Genomic DNA, 16,877 nt, shown 5'->3' on the forward strand with positions numbered 1-16,877 from the left:
TCAATTTAAGGGCAGCGGCCAGATCGAGCGGATGACCTTGAGCCGATCAGCGGCCTCACGGGAGCGCTGTTCGACACCGTCAGACTCGAGGAGAACGGTCACGTGACCGAGCTTGCGCCCTGGACTCTCATCGTTTTTGCCATACCAGTGAAGATGAGCACCTGAGAGCTGTTGCAACCGCTGCAAGCGCTCCTCAAGAGGTGCTGCCTGCTCCGCTTGAAGACCCAGCAGGTTGACCATGAGTGCCCCTGGACAAATCAGCTCAGGATCAGGGACAGGAAGATCGGCCGTGATGCAGAGCTGCTGGTCAAATTGACTGCTGCTGCAGGCCTCAATCGAGAAGTGACCAGAATTATGGGTACGGGGCGCAATCTCGTTGACCATCAGACCGGCCGGGCCATAGAAGAATTCCAGGGCCATCACGCCCACATAACTGAGCTTGGTGAGCAGGGAGGCCGCCATGTTGTAAGCGGTGGCTTCCACGAGCTGCTCAACGGAAGCGGGTGCCAGAACCCAGTCACAGACTTGATGGGATTGGTGGGTTTCCACCAAGGGAAGACTGCGCACACGACCGAAACGATCACGGCTCACGATGAGAGCGAGCTCCTGCTCGTAGTCGATCCAGCTCTCCAGTAACCAACCGGCAGGATCCACAGACCGCAGTAAGTGTGCCAGTGCATCGATGGAGTCAAGAACCCTGGTTCCCTTGCCGTCGTATCCACCACGGGCAGCCTTAGCCATCACAGGAAACGTCCATCCCTTCGGCAGAGATGGGGCACCTGGATCAATCGAGCGAAGCGGTACCCAAGCGGGTCCTGGAATCGACAACGTATCCAGCAATTCCCTTTGCTCAATTTTGTCGACAAGCGGAGCAAGGCTGGCGAGGGAAGGACGGAAACTCACCCCCTGGCGTTCGAGCGGTTGGAGTGCATCCAAGGCAATCCACTCGTTTTCAAACGTGACCGCAATGCATCCCTCCACCAATCCACGGGTGGCGTCCGGATCGAGAGCATCCGCTTGCACCAGCCGACTGGCACCAGCAGCAGCGGGATCCTGGACCGATGCGGTTTGTACAGCAACCGTCACTGACCGCTTTGCAGCAGCCTCCACCAGCATCTGAGCCAGTTGACCACCACCGATCACCCCGATGGAGGCCCCGGATCCACCGCCGTTGCTGCTGTTCATCGGTGGCATTGCGGGCTCCTCAGAAGGATGCCATCCCAGCTGTCGACCTGCCGCAGAAACGATGATCAGATCAAGCCACGATCACCCGCAGCCAGCCAGCGGATGGCTGTAAGCAGCATGACAAGCAGGAAGAGAGCGAGGCCAACGGTGCAGGCGTAGCTGATTTCCAGTTCCGCGAAGGCTTGGTCATAGACGTAGTACACCAGAGTCTTGGTGGATTCCGCCGGCCCGCCCTGGGTCATGAGAAACACCTCCTCAAACACCTTCGTTGCTGCGATCGCAGAAATCACAGAGACCAGAGTCACGTAGGGCCTCAGAAGCGGCAGGGTGATGTCGACATGTCGTCGCCAGCCCTCACTCCCATCGAGGGCCGCCGCCTCGTAGAGCTCCGCTGGAATGCCTTGAAGTCCTGCCAGAAAGATGACCATGTAATAACCAAGGCCCTTCCAGAGGGTGACCAGCATCACGGAAGGGAGCGCCAGCAAGGGGTTCGTCAGGAACCCGATCGGTTCGAAACCAGCACCGGCCAGTGCAGACAACCAGCCGTTGATCAGACCGTTCTCGGCATAGAGCCATCGAAAGGCAATGGCGGCCACAACAATCGACACCAGGACCGGGGTGTAGAAGGCAGCCCGCAGCCAGTGCATGCCTGGGAGACTGCGATTCACCAGCACCGCCAAGCCAAGCGATCCGATCACCACCGGCGGCACAATCCCGACGAGATACAGCAGCGTGGTGCCCAGAACCCGATAAAACATGGGATCGACACTGAGCCTTCTCAGATTCGCGAATCCGACGAAGCGCAGCGGTTCACTCACATCCAGGCCCGTCTGCGTGAAGCTCATGACGAGAGCCATCAGGGCTGGCACCAACACCGAAAGTGCCAGCAAACCAAGGGCTGGAAGTAAAAAACCCCAGGCTGCAACAGAGTCGCGAGCACGGGCGCGATCGGGTCCGATCACCATCAAGCCTGCTGAAGCTTGTGCGGAGCGTAGGCGGATTCCTCCAGCTGAACGGCAGAGTGGGCAGTGAACAGGCGCAGAACCTTTTGATCGCGGTGGAAAGTTCGGCTCGCATTCCGGTCGCGTTGGAACGCAACCCCTATGAGGTTTTGATCGAGCGCCATGGCCTCAACAGGCTTGGCGACGAACTGCTTCGCTCTGGGGTGAAGACCGGCCGAAAGATCCTCATCGTGAGCAACCGCGATGTGGCTGGTCCCTATGGGGAGCAGTGCATCGATGCTCTGAGATCAGCGGGCTTTGACCCATCGCTTTTGGTCATCGAAGCCGGAGAGGAGCGCAAGAACCTGGCCACCATTCAGCAGATCTATGACGAAGCCTTTCGTCTCCGGCTCGAGCGAAGCTCGCTGTTCGTAGCCCTCGGTGGTGGAGTTGTGGGTGACATGACTGGATTCGCTGCCGCCACCTGGCTGCGGGGTCTAGCGGTCGTTCAGGTTCCGACCACCTTGCTGGCGATGGTGGACGCGGCGATTGGGGGCAAAACCGGAGTCAATCACCCGGGTGGAAAAAATCTGATCGGAGCGTTTCACCAGCCGAAGCTCGTGCTGATCGATCCCTCCACCCTGCCCAGCCTTCCAGAACGGGAATTCCGCGCTGGCATGGCCGAAGTGATCAAGTACGGCGTGATCGGAGATGCGGATCTTTTTGCGCAACTCGAGCAGGGGGGGAAACTGAGCAGCGTCGAGGAAATGGATCCATCCCTGCTGCAGACAACACTCGAGCGATCAGCCCAGGCCAAAGCCAGGGTGGTTGCTGCCGACGAACGGGAGGGGGGTCTGCGCGCCATCCTCAACTACGGACACACGTTTGGTCATGTGGTCGAAAACCTGACGGGCTACGGGACCTGGCTTCATGGTGAAGCCGTGGCCATCGGCATGGTTGCCGCTGGTGAACTGGCTGTTCAACGCAATCTCTGGAGCCGCGAAGACTGTGATCGGCAACGACGTCTGATCGCGCAGGCGGGCCTACCCACCGCATGGCCAACCCTGAATCCGACAGCCGTCCTTGACACCCTCACAGGCGACAAAAAAGTTCAGGACGGAAAGGTTCGGTTTGTGCTTCCTAAGGCCCTCGGCTCGGTGACCATCGTCAACGATGTTGAGCAGAGAGAAATTCTGGATTGCCTGTCCTCGCTCACTGAGGAAGCGGCTCCCTGAGGAAGCGGCTGTTGAACGTTGCTCCCCGGTCGGGCCCCTGGGAAGAGCGTTCAAACGCGATCCAACGGAACTCCCCCAACCCAGCAGGATCCACCAGCCTGAGCAGGGCTTCTCGACGCTGCAGAGCCTGGGCAAGTTGCGATGAGGGCATGTGCTGAAGAGCCTGGAGCCGTTGCGCTAACCCCAGAGAGAGCAAGGCCTCGCCCTGTCGGCAAGCCCCATGACTGAGCCATCCCTCCTCCTCCGCCATGGCGATCAGGGGCTCAAGGCAGAGGTGCGCTGTCAGATCACTCTGCCCCGCATCACGCAACAACTCCTGATGACACTGCTGCTGGCGATAGGCCAGCAAGGTTCCATCCCGGCGTGAAGGGCTGTAATAACGCTTCGCTTCCAGTGCGTAATCCACCACCAACAAGACCCCTGACTCCAGTGCCGTGGCCACCTGATGCAACCAAGGCCTTACCCCTGGATGCCATTCACTACACCAGCCCTCGGAGGTTCCATCTGGAGGAATCTGCAGGCCACAACGTGATGTCGCCCACGCCAAGTCATCGACAAGTTGCTGATCGAGCGGGAGTGAAACCCAGGCAATCTCAGGCTCCAGGATCATGGTCTGAGGTGATGAACGCTCAGGGAGCAAAACCACCCCAAGCTTCTTCAGCGTTCCTTGTTCAAAAACCAAGCGCTCAACGGCGAACGCATCGAGCAGTTCGTGGGCAATCACGACCCCGACCACCGGTGATGCCATCAGATCCTCAAGTCGGCTCCAACGCACAGGGATGGCATCAGTCACAGCAGCAAGGCGTTCCCGCTGTCGTTGCTGCATGCCGGGATTGCTCTCCACGAGAACAAACTCGAGCTGATCACGACACTCAGGGGAATGCTCCAGAAGAAACGAAAGAAGGTCATGGGCAAGGTGGCCCTCCCCTGGTCCCATCTCCACAAGGCTGAGCCGATTGGAACGGTGATGGCCCCTCAGTTGCTCAAGCCAATCCAGCACCTGAAGGCCCAGTAACTCTGCAAAGTCGGATCCAAGAGAGGGGGAGGTCGCAAAGTCCCCATGAGGACCAATCCTTAGAGCACCGCTGCCATAGGCGCCATGCACAGGGTGGTGCAGGGCGAGGTCCATAAAGCGGCAAAAACTGATGCAGCCGCCCTCTTGTGCAATCGCCCGGGCCAACCAGGGCGGGCACGGCACACCGGAACGATCCATTCGAGAGAATGCTGCAACTGCATCATGGCCATGGGAGCACAACGCGGAATCAAAACCCTCCTGGCCGTTGCGTTCGCGCTGCTGCTGACATTCGGAGCCCGACCAGCACTGGCCAGCGACAACCCTGAGCTTCTGCCCGACCATGCCACCCCGGTGATCGACCTAGCCCGGGCATTCAGTGAGCGCCAGAAGGGTGACCTGGAGGAATCGCTCGACGCCTTTGAAACACGCAGTGGCTGGAAGCTGAGGGTGCTGACCCAGTACGAGCGCACCCCAGGTCTGGCCGTCAAGGAGTTCTGGGGGCTCGATGAACGCAGCTTGCTGCTGGTAGCCGATCCCCGCGGCGGCAACCTTCTCAATTTCAACGTGGGGGATGCCTTCTTTGCCCTCATGCCACGCACCTGGTGGGTGGAGCTGCAAACCCGTTACGGGAACCAGTATTACGTGCGTGACCACGGGGAGGATGGAGCGATCCTGGCCGCCATCGATGCCGTGGAGGTCTGCCTCGACAGGGGTGGATGCCAGGTGGTTCCAGGATTGCCTCAAGAACAGTGGCTCTGGACCCTCTCGACGGCCATTCTCGGAGGTTTGATCGCTGGTTTCGCTGCCTACCCCAGAAAACATGGGGAGGTGATCTCCTGGTCGTGGCTCCTCCTACTGTCACCTCTCTGGGTGATGTTGTTCGGGGTGTTTGGAATCGCCCCAGTGGTCACCCGCACGAGCGAGATCCTTCCTCTGCTTCGCAATGGGCTGGGCTTTGTCGGAGCCGCAGTCTTGGCCTATCTGATTGCAGGGGCCACGGTTGGCAAGGATCGCCAAGGGGCTGAGGAATCTTGACGCGGCAACAGCTGAGCAGTCTGTCGAGACGTCAGAAACCACAGAGGATGGTTGGGCCAGTGCAGACAGGCCGTTTCGGGCCTGAATCATGTTCGGTCTGGGGCTTGGACTGACTGCTGAGCAATTCGCGACGCTGATCCCGCACCTGGCGGAGTTGAGCCAAGGTGACGCGGTAAAAGCCCTGAAGTTGCGAAAAACGCTTCACAGGCTGACCGTAGTAGCTCGACCCACGCAAGGTCGGGAATGAGGCCCATTCCGGTGCAAGCAGAGCGGCGAGCTGTGGTGTCATCACACCAACGTCGGTCAGGGGAAGAGCCTTACGCCGTTGAATCAGGAAGAGGGCGCCTTGATCCTGGGCTTCAGGGCCGAAACCCTGCACACCAATACTGCGCTTCACCAAGTCCCAGGTGAAAGGCATGAACTGATAAGCACCTGCTGCGGCACTCGCGTAGCGGGAGGAATAAATGACCCGATTGGGATGGCGATCGAGAGAGGCCATCAGGCCACCGCCAAACATCACTCGATAGCCGAGGTCACGACCGCCCTTCCAGGTGCCCTCCGCAAAACGAATGGTGTTGAGCAAGGCCCTGCGTTCCGGTGTGATCACGTAAGGAAGAGCAGAGGGTCCGGACTCCTCAGGGAGCGTGACGGACAAGGACCGAGCCGAGGGTTCGATCGAGGGGAGGGAGACGGTGGATGCCCGGGCTGGACTGAAAGAAACCCCAATGGGCACACTTGCAACGACCGCTGCAACGACACGACAGGCGGACGAAACAAGGGAGGCCATAAAAAGCGTTCGGAGGTCAAAAATGCAACAGCGAACGCGCAACAAATCAGAAGCGGATGAAATGCAGCGCTGTATCAAATGAAACGAATCGCCGAAGCAGAGTGAAGAAAATCGGAAAAAATTCTTCAGACAGCGGAACTTTGTCGAAACAACTGACCCCGCCCAAGCGATCAAGTGCCAGTCACAATATTGTCTACACAGTAAATTTTCGAATCAATCGCCAAGATAATGATTGAAATCCCTGGCCAGGATTGAAGACTCAGCAGATAGGAAAAGCCAAAAAAGTTTGGATCAGCAATCCTGATCGTCACCTCAACAGCAATCAAGAATCGCCTGCGCCGCAACTGCTGCACCATCATTGGCAAGGGGACCGTCCTTGGCCGGATGCAGCGGTTGGTCCAATTGCCAATCACCCGTTTCCAGCTGGTGGCGACTCAGAATCCGATGCCGACCATGACGTTGAAGGCCGTCCATCAAAGCTGTGGCCTCAGCAAAACCGCTGCGCGTCACCACATGCAGACCCACATCACTCGAAAGGGCCTCGCAGAAACTGCTGTAGCCGGGTTTGCCCAGATGCCGCTCACAGTGGGGAAGAAGATCCAGGGGGCGAACACCCTCCGGTAAGAGCAACACATTCGAGCAAGCAGCAAGCCGTTCCCGTTCAGAGGCAAGCGCCGGCTCGCTGAGCACAAATCGATGGGATGACCAGCCGCGAAGCAAGCGGTCATCAAGGGCAAAGCCCAAACCACCGAAGCCGACGAAGACACGAGGCCTCGCATCGGAGGACAATGCCTGCTCGAAGGACCTCGGGAGGGGCCTCGGTTGGCTCGCTGTCAGCCCGATGGAGATTTCTCGCAACCCCCAAGGCATCGCCAGCGAAAACGGACAACGCAAAAGCAAATCACCCCTGGAGTAGGCCTCTGCTGCAGCCTGCGCGTAATCGCTGAAAGCGCCGCCGAGAGGGGCATAAATCTCATCCCATCCGAAATTCGCCATCCAGACCAGCGGAACCCTGAGGCGTTCCGCGAGGGAAGCTGCCGCTGGTGGCACATCCCCGACAATCAGTACCGGCGAAGACTGCGCTGCGAGCCAAGCCGCTTCAGCGGCAATCTGATCAGGTAGTTCCTCGTGGAGATCAGCAAGAGCGGCCAGTGTCGCCTCGGGATCCGTTCCGAGGGCATCGGACTGCACCATGCCCACATCCCATCGACAGCGTCGCAACTCCACTGGCAAGCCTCGAAAGACAAGGCCCAGAAACCTGGGATCCACTGCCGTACTGACCACCAGCCTTGATCCAGGAGAAAGACGGTGCAGCTCCGCAAGTACGGACGCGTGACGAGCAGCATGACCAAATCCATGGCTGCTCAGGCAGGAGTAGATCAGCACCCAACCACCTCAGGAGCATTGCGGTGCCAAAGGGTCTCTTCGAACACCAGGGTGCCGTCGTCTCCATACCAACGGTGGCTGGCATGGCAGAGCTCACATCCGCTGAACTCCACCCAGGACCAATGGGTGAGTGAACGGCCATCAGCATCAACGCCCCGCCGCGGGACACAGGCCGCATTGAGATAGGCCGTACCAAGCCGATCCTGAAGGAAGGTGCAACGTTCACCCTGGCCTCCTTTAAGGCGATGGTGCATGTGACCAAACACCACGAGGGGGACCTCGCGTCTCTGTCGGATCCGGTCAAGAGCCAGAGCCAAGTCTTGATCTCCCCAGTCGATCGCAGGGCGTTTCCAGTCCCGGCCACAGGGACTGGCCGCATCGGACCCCAGGCCCGAGGGACCCGCGTGGGCGAGAACCACGAGGGGACGATCCTGAGGAGCCTGCTCGGAGGCCTGCACGATTAATTGAGCGGAGGCTTCTAGCTCGATCGGACCGTAGGTGGCGGCCATGGCGCGGGAGAGGTGAAATCCACCCCCGGCGCTACCTGGCCGCGCACCAAGCACTGATAGGGCTGGTGCCGACCAATTGCGCAAACTCCAGGCGCAGTGACGATCCCCCAGCACCTTGACCTGGCGCTGAAACAACTCGCCGGTGGCATCTTTGCCCCGATCGTGATTACCAAGAATTACCGCAGTAGGGATTGGCAGAGCGGCAATCGCTTTGACCAAACGCAGATCCCCATCACTGAGGTCCCCCACAAACAGAACGGCATCCGGCTGAAGCTGGTCTAGAAGTCGGGCGTCAAGATCGTTCCACTGGCCATGCAGATCTCCGGCAATGGCCAGACGCAGCCTGCGAGGACCAGACGTCTGCACGGGCTGCGATGCAGGCTCTAGCGATGGAGACGCTTGCAATGCAGAGAGTGGTGATGCCTAGGCTGTTGCCATCCTGCCTCAGATGGTCCTGATGACCGCTGTCACTGCCAACTCGAAGGCCCCAACAGCGGTACCGGTTGACCTTGCTGCTGCGATCCAGGATCTGAAGCGGAAACGCAATGCCGTCATCCTGGCGCACTACTACCAGGAACCTGAGATTCAGGACATCGCCGACTTCATTGGTGATTCCCTCGAGCTTTCACGTAAAGCCGCTGGCACCGATGCTGATGTGATCGTCTTCTGCGGCGTCCATTTCATGGCGGAAACCGCGAAGATCCTCAGCCCCCAGAAAACTGTTCTCCTGCCAGATCTGGATGCCGGCTGCTCCCTTGCAGATGACTGTCCGGCCGATGCATTTGCTGACTTCCGCGCCCGCCATCCCGACCACATTGTGGTCAGCTACATCAATTGCACTGCGGCTGTCAAAGCACAAAGCGACCTGATTTGCACAAGCAGCAATGCCGTCGATCTCGTCAGGCAGCTTCCTGCCGATCGACCGATTCTCTTTGCGCCTGATCGCAATCTCGGTCGCTGGGTGCAGAAACAGAGCGGCAGGGAACTCACGCTCTGGCCAGGGCGCTGCATCGTGCACGAAACCTTCAGCGAAGAAGCGGTGCTCAGGCTTCAAATTGAACACCCAGCTGCCGAGGTGATCGCCCATCCTGAATGCCTCGAACCGCTGTTGGATCTTGCTGATTTCATCGGTTCCACCAGCAAACTGCTCCATCACGCAGAGAGCAGCAGCGCCGAAAGCTTCATCGTTCTCACTGAACCGGGCATCCTCCACCAGATGCAACAACGCATTCCTGGGAAAACCTTTTTAGCTGTGCCAGGTCTGGATGGCTGCAGCTGCAATGCCTGCCCTTACATGCGACTGAACACCCTGGAAAAGCTCTGGCGCTGCCTGTCCGTCGGTGCCCCAGAAATCGAAATGGATGAGGATCTTCGGCTGCGTGCCCTGCAGCCGATTCAACGGATGCTGGAGATGAGCCTCTGATTGAACGCACTCCTGAAGGGCTCTACTGCCACGCGGCAGAAGCCTGGATCGATCCGATTCGACCTGTACGCCGGGCTCTGATTACCCACGCCCATGCCGACCATGCCAGGGCTGGGTGTGGTGAGTATTTCGCCGTCAACGCCAGTGAAGCGATCCTGCGCGAACGGCTTGGGAGTGGAATCAGGCTGAACACAGTCAGTTACAGGGAACAACGGCGTATCGGGACAGTTCTGGTGTCGTTTCACAGCGCAGGACACGTGCTTGGAAGTGCCCAGATCCGTCTTGAGCATGAGGGATCTGTCTGGGTGGTAAGCGGTGATTACAAACGCTGCACAGACCCCAGCTGCGAGCCCTTTGAATCCGTGCCCTGCGATGTCTTGATCACTGAGGCAACGTTTGGTCTTCCGATCTACAGGTGGCGAAGTGGCGAGCAGGTGGCGCATGAGATCCGCACCTGGTGGATGGGGGAGCGATTGAGACCTTCACTCCTGTTCTGCTACGCCTTTGGAAAAGCCCAACGGGTGCTGGCGGAACTGAAAGCCATTGGTGTCGACGATGAGGTGCTGCTCCACGGAGCGGTGGAAACGGTGACTCGCCATTACAGGGATGCAGGCATTCCCATGACGGCCAGCCGTCCTCTGAGCGATCTTCCCCGAAATGCAAGCCTGGAGGGTCGCCTCATCCTCGCTCCCCCTTCCGCCCATCGATCCGCTTGGATGCGCCGCTTCAAAACACCGCAGACAGCCTTCGCATCTGGCTGGATGGCGGTGCGCGGAGCACGCCGCCGCAGGGGCTATGAACGAGGCTTCGTCCTCAGTGACCACGCTGACTGGCCTGGTCTCGTTCAAACCGTGAAGGAAAGCGGTGCCCGTCGTGTCTATGTGACCCATGGACAAAGCGATGTGCTGGCGCGTTACCTACGAGACGTCGAGGGACTGGACGCTGAACCGATCGAAGCGCTGCCTGCAGGAAGGGTGAGTAGCGCCGACAAGGGCAACTGACCTAGCGTCGTCCGGTTGCAGACTCCTGCCATGTCGCGTCTCTTCCTGGTCTGTCTGGCCACCAGCCTCGCCATCGCTCCCGCCCTGGCGGCTGACATTGAGGAGATCTCGATCGAGCGCATCCAAACGGTGATCTTCCCTGCCGATGGAGCCGAGGCCGCCGCCGCGATTTGCAACGGCCTGGCCGATGGATTGTTGAACCGTGACGGAATCGGCGTGGATCTCGCCCGCCTTCAGAACGCTCTCGCCACCAGCGGCAACCCGGATCAAGTGAACCGCTACGTCAACGGTTTCAACCAAACGGCGCAGGCACGCCAGGGCTGCAACATCAGAATCAGCGATCCGCAAAACACTGACCTCTATCAGTGGCAGTACTGATCGGTGCAGGCGTTCGCGGACCTCATCGATGACCTGGACGCCACCAATGGCTCAGGACAGAAGGTCCAACGCATCGCCGCTTATCTCCAGGAACAACCTCCTGAAGATTCCGCCTGGACACTGCTTCTTCTGATCGGTCAACGCCGCAGGCGTTTGATCACAGGCCGCCGACTGCGGGATGTGCTTCAGAAGGAGAGCGGCATGCCGTCCTGGCTCTTCGCTGCCTGCCACAGCCAAGTTGGCGATTCAGCTGAAACCATCAGCCTTCTCTGGCCACAACTTGCAACGGAGCTGCCACGGGACTCCCGACCCCTGGGGGCAGAGCTGGAGCCACTCATCCTCCAGATGAAACACGAGCCCCACCTTCACTGGTGGATGGAGACTCTGCTCCCAACCATCGCAGCCCTTGACGAGACGCTTCAGGCGCAGGCTCTCATCAAGGTGTGGCACCAACTCGCGCCCGAGCGACACCTGCTGTTGAACAAACTGCTCACCGGCGGCTTCCGTATCGGCGTGGCCAGGGGATTGGTGGTCAAGGCGATCGCTCGGGGTTTTGACCTCGAGGAAACGGTGGTCCTCGAACGATTAATGGGTCCCATGGAAGCCACGGTGCCATGGTTTCAACAACTGACGGCTCCGGTGGTTGACGCTCCCAGCGATCGTGGTGCCGTCCCCTATCCGTTTTTCCTGGCCAGCCCTGCGCAGGTCGACACCCTGCAACAAACTCCTCCCCGGGACTGGTGGGTGGAACACAAGTGGGATGGCATCCGCGGTCAGCTGATTCGGCGACCGTCTGGGGTCTACCTATGGAGCCGAGGGGAGGAACTGATCAACGATCAGTTCCCGGAGCTGGTGACCATGGCCGAATCCCTCCCAGCCGGAACGGTGCTGGATGGAGAGGTGATCTGCTGGCGAATGAAGGCCAACACACCGATGCCCTTTAGTGCCCTTCAACGCCGACTTGGACGCAAACAGGTCGGACGGACCCTGCAGGACGAATGTCCAGCCAGCTTTATCGCCTATGACTTGATCGAATCTCAGGGGGAAGACCTGCGGGCGCGGCCACTTCACGAACGACTGGCCCAACTCTGGGCACTTCGTGGCTTGAGCGGCGAAGACGCATGGCGCCTGCGCTGGAGTGAAGGAGAAGCTTTGCGTGACTGGGAAGATCTCCATGATCTTCGCCAGAACGCCGTTGCAGCTGGGGCGGAAGGCGTGATGCTGAAGCATCGAGAATCGCCTTACCTCAGCGGGCGCAAACGGGGGCATTGGTGGAAATTCAAGCGTGACCCCATGACGCTCGATGCGGTGCTGATCTACGCCCAGGCGGGGAGCGGCAGGCGCGCCAATCTCTTCACCGACTACACCTTTGCGCTTTGGCAACGCAATGCTGAGGGGGAGGAATCCCATCAACTCGTGACCTTCGCCAAGGCCTACTCAGGCTTGGATGATCAAGAGATCCTTGAATTGGACCGCTGGATCCGACGCCATACCCGCGAACGGTTTGGGCCCGCAAGAGCGGTTGAACCTGAACTGGTTTTTGAAATTGGCTTTGAAGGAATTCAACGATCCAAACGTCACAAATGCGGTCTTGCCGTTCGTTTCCCGCGCATCCTGCGTTGGCGAAAGGATCGCCCCGCAAACAGCGCCGACACGATCAACCGGGCCGAGGAGCTATTGGCTCTTCAACCGCAAGCTGAAGCACAAGCGTGAACGGGCGGTCGCACGATCGAGAGCTACTCGCCCCCGTTGAGGAGTGGTTTGAACGCCAGGGATGGACACCACTTCCTTTTCAACGCCAGACCTGGCAAGCCCATCTGAGGGGCCGCAGTGGATTAATTCAGGTTCCCACTGGCTCTGGCAAGACCTATGCCGCCGTGATGGCACCCATTGCCAAGGCGCTTGCTCAATCTGTCCCGAGACGTGGGGTGCGTCTGCTCTACATCACACCTCTGAGGGCCCTGAGCCGAGACCTCGCCCAGGCGCTGCTGGAACCGATCGAGGCGATGGGATGGCCCTTGAGGGTTGGTATCCGCAATGGCGATACCCCCAGTGCCGAACGCAGTCGACAACTCAAGTCGCCACCAGACATTTTGATCACCACGCCGGAATCCCTGTGCGTTCTCATGGCTGGGCGTCATGCAACGGAGCTCTTCCAGCCACTTGAGACGGTGATCCTGGATGAATGGCATGAACTGATCGGAAGCAAACGGGGGACGCAGGCAGAGCTCGCCCTCAGCTGGCTCCGCCTGCAGAAGCCCCAACTGCAGACCTGGGCCATCAGCGCCACGATCGGCAATCTCGAGGAAGCGGCACGCCATGCCCTTGGTGAAGGATCCGATCCATGCCTGATCACTGGAGCCCCAGAGCGGCCCCTTGAGATCCGAAGCATCGTTCCCGACAGCCTGGATGGGTTTCCATGGGGCGGCCATCTTGGACTGCGCCGCTACGAGGACCTGGTGGCCACCTTGAGCCCGACCACCAGCACCCTGCTATTCACCAACACCCGCAACCAGGCGGAGCGCTGGTTTCAGTGCCTGCGCTTCGCCTGCCCCGAGATGGAAGGACTGGTGGCCCTGCATCACAGCGCAGTGGACCGTCAGGAACGGGAGGCGATCGAGGCCGGTGTGAAAGCCGGATCGCTGCGCTGGGTGGTGTGCACAAGCTCGCTCGATCTGGGGGTGGATTTCCAGCCGGTGGAGCGGGTGGTGCAGATCGGTTCCCCGAAGAACCTGGCCCGTCTCCTGCAACGGGCTGGCCGCTCCGCCCATTGCCCCGGAGGCACGTCACAGATGTGGTTCATGCCCACCAATGCCTTGGAACTGCTGGAACTGAGCGCCGTGCGACGAGGCCTGACCCAGGGCCTCGTGGAAGAGCGCCATCCACCGAATGAAGCCCTGGATGTGCTTCTGCAACACCTCACCACGCTGGCCTGCGGACCAGGGTTCACACCTGAGGCAACCCTGGAGTCGATCCGCAGGACCTCTAGTTACCGCAACCTGAGCGATGCAACGTGGCAATGGTGCCTGCGCTTTCTCGAACTGGGTGGCGATTGCCTTGGTGCCTACCCCCGCTACAGGAAGCTGGAGCGCGCGGACGACGGCCGGTTCGTCATTCGCGACAACACCATCGCCCGACTCCACCGTCTCAACATCGGCACGATCACCTCAGCACCAGCAATCCGCGTGCGCTTTGTTCGAGGAGCGGTGCTGGGGCATGTGGAGGAGACCTTTATCAGCCAGCTGAGGCCAAAGGATGTGTTCTTTTTCGCGGGCCGTCAGCTGGAGTTTGTGCGGCTTCGTGAGATGACGGCTTACGTCAAAGCCAGCACACGCAAAAGCACAGCCGTACCCGCATGGGCCGGAGGGCAAATGGCCCTTTCCGATCTGTTGACCCATCATCTGCGCGAGGAGGTGGCTCGTGCGGGCCGCGGCGATCTCGATACCCCGGAACTGCAAGCCCTGGCCCCCGTGTTCGAGCGTCAGAAGGATCTCTCCACACTGCCGGCGAACAACCAGTTCTTGATCGAGACCTGCCGCACCAGAGAGGGGACCCATCTCTACGCGTACCCCTTTGAGGGTCGTTTCGTGCATGAGGGGCTCGGGTTTCTCTGGTCCACTCGACTGACACGTCTCCATCGCGGAACGATCACGGTGTCGGTGAACGACTACGGGTTTGAACTGCTGGCACCTCGCAGCTATCCAATGGCCGATCTGCTGGAGGAACACCTCGACGCGTTACTCGCCGATGATCACCTGGAGGAGGATCTTGAACAGGCGCTCAACCTGTCCGAACTATGCCGCCGCCGCTTCCGAAGCATTGCGCAGGTGGCAGGGCTGCTGGTGCAGGGATACCCGGGTCAAAGCAAAAGTGCCGGCCAACTGCAGATCAGCGGCTCGCTCCTCTGGGAGGTGTTCTCAAAACATGAACCAGGCAATCTTCTCCTGAAGCAGGCGCAACAGGAGGTTCTGCAGGAGCAGCTTGAATTACAACGTCTACGCAGCGCCCTTAAACGACTCCAGGCGGGAGAGGTTCTCCTTAGCGCCACCGCAAGACCAGGTCCTCTCGCCTTTCCACTGCTGGTGGAGCGCTTGAACAATCGGATGACCAATGAGTCAGTGATGGAACGGGTGCAGCGCATGGTCGCCGAAGCACAGCGCCTTGAAGGCGATTAGCGTCCGAGCGACCGCAGAAGCCCAACAGCGATGTTGTCCGCCTGGAGAGTGTTTGCGGAATTCCTGCTTTTGGGCTGCACCTCCTTCGGCGGGCCCGTGGCCCATCTCGGTTATTTCAGAGAACGCTTTGTGATGCGGCGGCACTGGCTATCCGATGAGGCCTATGCCGAATTAGTGGCCATCTGTCAGTTTCTGCCAGGCCCTGCCAGCTCTCAGGTGGGCATTGGCCTAGGCCTGATGCGAGCAGGATGGCTCGGTGGCATCGCAGCGTGGATCGGATTCACGCTGCCCTCGGCGGTCCTTTTGCTGATCGCTTCTGCATTGCTCAGCATCAATCCCGCCTGGCTCAATGGTGGCTGGGTTCAGGGCTTGAAGGTTGCTGCCGTCGCAGTGGTGACCCAGGCGGTACTTGGGATGCAAAAGCGGCTGGCACCTGACCGCCCGCGCCTCACTCTGATGGCGGTCAGCGCCATTCTGGTGCTGGTGGTGCCGTTGGCCTCTGTGCAGGTTCTGGCCCTGCTACTCGGCGCCGTGGTGGGAGTGCTGTGCTTTCGCGCTCCTGATCAGAACGCCCAAGTGCTCAATGGCCTCCAGGTTCCTGTGCGGCGATCGGTTGCCATCGGCCTGCTCGGCCTGTTAGCGCTCCTCCTGGCCTTTCTCCCTTGGCTCTCTGCCAGCACCAGACCGGTGGCTGTTCAACAATTGAGCGCCATGCTTCAAGCCGGTTCCCTGGTCTTTGGTGGGGGCCATGTTGTGTTGCCACTCCTTGAGCAATCCCTGGTCCCCCCAGGCTGGATCAGCCTTGATCGGTTTCTTGCTGGCTATGGAGCCGCCCAGGCAGTCCCCGGACCAATGTTCAGCCTTGCAGCCTTTTTAGGCTTTGACCTCCGGGGTGGTCTGCAAGGAATCACAGGTTCGATCCTGGCCTTAATCGCCCTGTTTCTCCCTGCTTTTCTGTTGATCGGCGGAGTGCTGCCTTTCTGGTCTGATCTCGGTCAACGTCGAGCGATGCGCCGCGCCTTGATGGGGGTGAACGCAGCTGTGGTGGGCATCCTTCTCGCCGCTCTTTATCAACCCGTCTGGAGAGTTGGCATCCGCAACAGTGCTGACTTCAGCCTGGCTCTCTTGGCTGTACTCCTCCTGATGGCTTGGCGTCAGCCGGCCTGGAGGGTGGTGTTGTTTTGCGGGTTGATCGGCGGACTGGTGTTGCCGCGATGAGCCCATCAGCCGTCAGCTTGTTTCTGGTGGTGCTAGGGGGACGCACCCCCGATTGCCACGTTGAACTCCACGATGTGCGCTGGGTGGTGGGCCCCAACATTGAAACCACAATCCCCGAGCTCAGACGGCAATGGTGGGGAAGCCTGAAGGGGCTACACATCGACAGCTACACCTCCATTGACTCTGTCGATGGCTATGCCGTTTCGCTCGAATCAAACGCGGCTCCTGCGCTCGAGGGCAACACCACAAACCAACGGCTCTGGTTTATCAATCTGGGTGGCTATCAGCGCCATTCCCTTCAGGAATGGCACCACTTCGGTCTTGTGGTGGCGACAACCGCCCAGGCAGCCAAGGCGCGAGCCAGGACTCGCTGGCTTCAAGACCATGTGCAGGTGCATAAGGATGACCTCCATAGCCTTGACACAGTCGGTGGCATCGATGACTGCCTGCCAATTGAAACGATTTCAGGTTGGCGACTTGTTCTGACTCCCGAGCCCCACCGGCAAAACCATGACCTGCGACCCGAGTGGTTTGGGTATTGGCGCATCGACGGACGCCAGCCCCAACCGAGGCCTCCAGCTTCCTGAAG

The 16,877-nt window shown here is 59.7% G+C and carries 15 protein-coding genes; 9 read left to right on the plus strand and 6 right to left on the minus strand.

Translation table 11 applies throughout. The annotated features are described in order from the left end of the window. Positions 1-1,185, minus strand: a complete 1,185-nt coding sequence (locus CWE17_RS05325; RefSeq protein ID WP_131455578.1) for a 5-(carboxyamino)imidazole ribonucleotide synthase — start codon at positions 1,183-1,185, stop codon at positions 1-3. 65 nt (positions 1,186-1,250) lie between these two features. Then, positions 1,251-2,150 (minus strand): carbohydrate ABC transporter permease, encoded by a 900-nt coding sequence (locus tag CWE17_RS05330; protein WP_131455337.1) that lies wholly within the window; start codon positions 2,148-2,150, stop codon positions 1,251-1,253. 83 nt (positions 2,151-2,233) lie between these two features. Here CWE17_RS05330 and aroB point away from each other — a divergent pair, with 83 nt between their 5' ends. Next, entirely contained in the window at positions 2,234-3,361 is a 1,128-nt protein-coding gene (gene aroB, locus CWE17_RS05335) for a 3-dehydroquinate synthase (protein WP_131455579.1), read from the plus strand. Here aroB and CWE17_RS05340 read toward each other — a convergent pair. Further along, positions 3,339-4,574, minus strand: coding sequence for a class I SAM-dependent methyltransferase (locus tag CWE17_RS05340; RefSeq protein WP_131455338.1), 1,236 nt, complete (start codon positions 4,572-4,574; stop codon positions 3,339-3,341). The genes aroB and CWE17_RS05340 overlap by 23 nt on opposite strands. A gap of 30 nt (positions 4,575-4,604) precedes the next feature. Here CWE17_RS05340 and CWE17_RS05345 point away from each other — a divergent pair, with 30 nt between their 5' ends. Beyond that, complete coding sequence (locus CWE17_RS05345; protein WP_131455339.1) at positions 4,605-5,411, plus strand: TPM domain-containing protein; 807 nt, start codon at positions 4,605-4,607, stop codon at positions 5,409-5,411. 31 nt (positions 5,412-5,442) lie between these two features. On the opposite strand, the gene CWE17_RS05350 is transcribed toward CWE17_RS05345, so the two are convergent. From CWE17_RS05350 to CWE17_RS05360, 3 genes are all read right to left on the minus strand, one after another. Then, complete coding sequence (locus CWE17_RS05350; RefSeq protein WP_131455340.1) at positions 5,443-6,198, minus strand: glycoside hydrolase family 104 protein; 756 nt, start codon at positions 6,196-6,198, stop codon at positions 5,443-5,445. Between the two features lie 312 nt (positions 6,199-6,510). After that, positions 6,511-7,584, minus strand: a complete 1,074-nt coding sequence (locus tag CWE17_RS05355) for a hypothetical protein (protein WP_131455341.1) — start codon at positions 7,582-7,584, stop codon at positions 6,511-6,513. After that, a complete protein-coding gene (locus CWE17_RS05360; RefSeq protein WP_240789256.1) occupies positions 7,578-8,459 on the minus strand; it encodes a TIGR04168 family protein in 882 nt (293 codons plus the stop codon). Before CWE17_RS05360 ends, CWE17_RS05355 begins: the two co-directional genes overlap by 7 nt. An 82-nt stretch (positions 8,460-8,541) precedes the next feature. Here CWE17_RS05360 and nadA point away from each other — a divergent pair, with 82 nt between their 5' ends. Genes nadA through CWE17_RS05395 form a run of 7 tightly spaced genes read left to right on the plus strand, consistent with a single transcriptional unit; the run spans position 8,542 to position 16,875 of the window. Further along, positions 8,542-9,516, plus strand: a complete 975-nt coding sequence (gene nadA / locus CWE17_RS05365; RefSeq protein WP_131455342.1) for a quinolinate synthase NadA — start codon at positions 8,542-8,544, stop codon at positions 9,514-9,516. Beyond that, a complete protein-coding gene (locus CWE17_RS05370) occupies positions 9,513-10,517 on the plus strand; it encodes a ligase-associated DNA damage response exonuclease (protein ID WP_131455343.1) in 1,005 nt (334 codons plus the stop codon). Before nadA ends, CWE17_RS05370 begins: the two co-directional genes overlap by 4 nt. A 30-nt stretch (positions 10,518-10,547) precedes the next feature. Further along, on the plus strand, positions 10,548-10,895 hold the full coding sequence (locus CWE17_RS05375; protein WP_131455344.1) for a DNA ligase: 348 nt from the start codon (positions 10,548-10,550) through the stop codon (positions 10,893-10,895). Positions 10,896-10,898: 3 nt separating this feature from the next. After that, on the plus strand, positions 10,899-12,608 hold the full coding sequence (locus CWE17_RS05380) for an ATP-dependent DNA ligase (RefSeq protein ID WP_131455345.1): 1,710 nt from the start codon (positions 10,899-10,901) through the stop codon (positions 12,606-12,608). Continuing rightward, a complete protein-coding gene (locus tag CWE17_RS05385; RefSeq protein ID WP_131455346.1) occupies positions 12,605-15,070 on the plus strand; it encodes a ligase-associated DNA damage response DEXH box helicase in 2,466 nt (821 codons plus the stop codon). The genes CWE17_RS05380 and CWE17_RS05385 overlap by 4 nt, the downstream gene beginning before the upstream one ends. Before the next feature lie 30 nt (positions 15,071-15,100). Continuing rightward, positions 15,101-16,288, plus strand: a complete 1,188-nt coding sequence (chrA, locus tag CWE17_RS05390; protein WP_131455347.1) for a chromate efflux transporter — start codon at positions 15,101-15,103, stop codon at positions 16,286-16,288. Further along, positions 16,285-16,875, plus strand: a complete 591-nt coding sequence (locus CWE17_RS05395) for a DUF1543 domain-containing protein (RefSeq protein WP_131455348.1) — start codon at positions 16,285-16,287, stop codon at positions 16,873-16,875. The genes chrA and CWE17_RS05395 overlap by 4 nt, the downstream gene beginning before the upstream one ends. Positions 16,876-16,877 lie beyond the last annotated feature (2 nt).

The organism is Synechococcus sp. BS56D (assembly GCF_004332405.1).
Taxonomy (GTDB): Bacteria; Cyanobacteriota; Cyanobacteriia; order PCC-6307; family Cyanobiaceae; genus Synechococcus_C.

Coding starts and splice junctions, on each gene's coding strand:
- CWE17_RS05345 (WP_131455339.1), top strand. CDS start 4,605: ATGGGAGCACAACGCGGAATCAAAACCCTCCTGGCCGTTGCGTTCGCG.
- CWE17_RS05350 (WP_131455340.1), bottom strand. CDS start 6,198: ATGGCCTCCCTTGTTTCGTCCGCCTGTCGTGTCGTTGCAGCGGTCGTT.
- CWE17_RS05395 (WP_131455348.1), top strand. CDS start 16,285: ATGAGCCCATCAGCCGTCAGCTTGTTTCTGGTGGTGCTAGGGGGACGC.
- chrA (WP_131455347.1), top strand. CDS start 15,101: ATGTTGTCCGCCTGGAGAGTGTTTGCGGAATTCCTGCTTTTGGGCTGC.
- nadA (WP_131455342.1), top strand. CDS start 8,542: ATGGTCCTGATGACCGCTGTCACTGCCAACTCGAAGGCCCCAACAGCG.
- CWE17_RS05340 (WP_131455338.1), bottom strand. CDS start 4,574: ATGGATCGTTCCGGTGTGCCGTGCCCGCCCTGGTTGGCCCGGGCGATT.
- CWE17_RS05330 (WP_131455337.1), bottom strand. CDS start 2,150: ATGGTGATCGGACCCGATCGCGCCCGTGCTCGCGACTCTGTTGCAGCC.
- CWE17_RS05375 (WP_131455344.1), top strand. CDS start 10,548: ATGTCGCGTCTCTTCCTGGTCTGTCTGGCCACCAGCCTCGCCATCGCT.
- CWE17_RS05325 (WP_131455578.1), bottom strand. CDS start 1,185: ATGAACAGCAGCAACGGCGGTGGATCCGGGGCCTCCATCGGGGTGATC.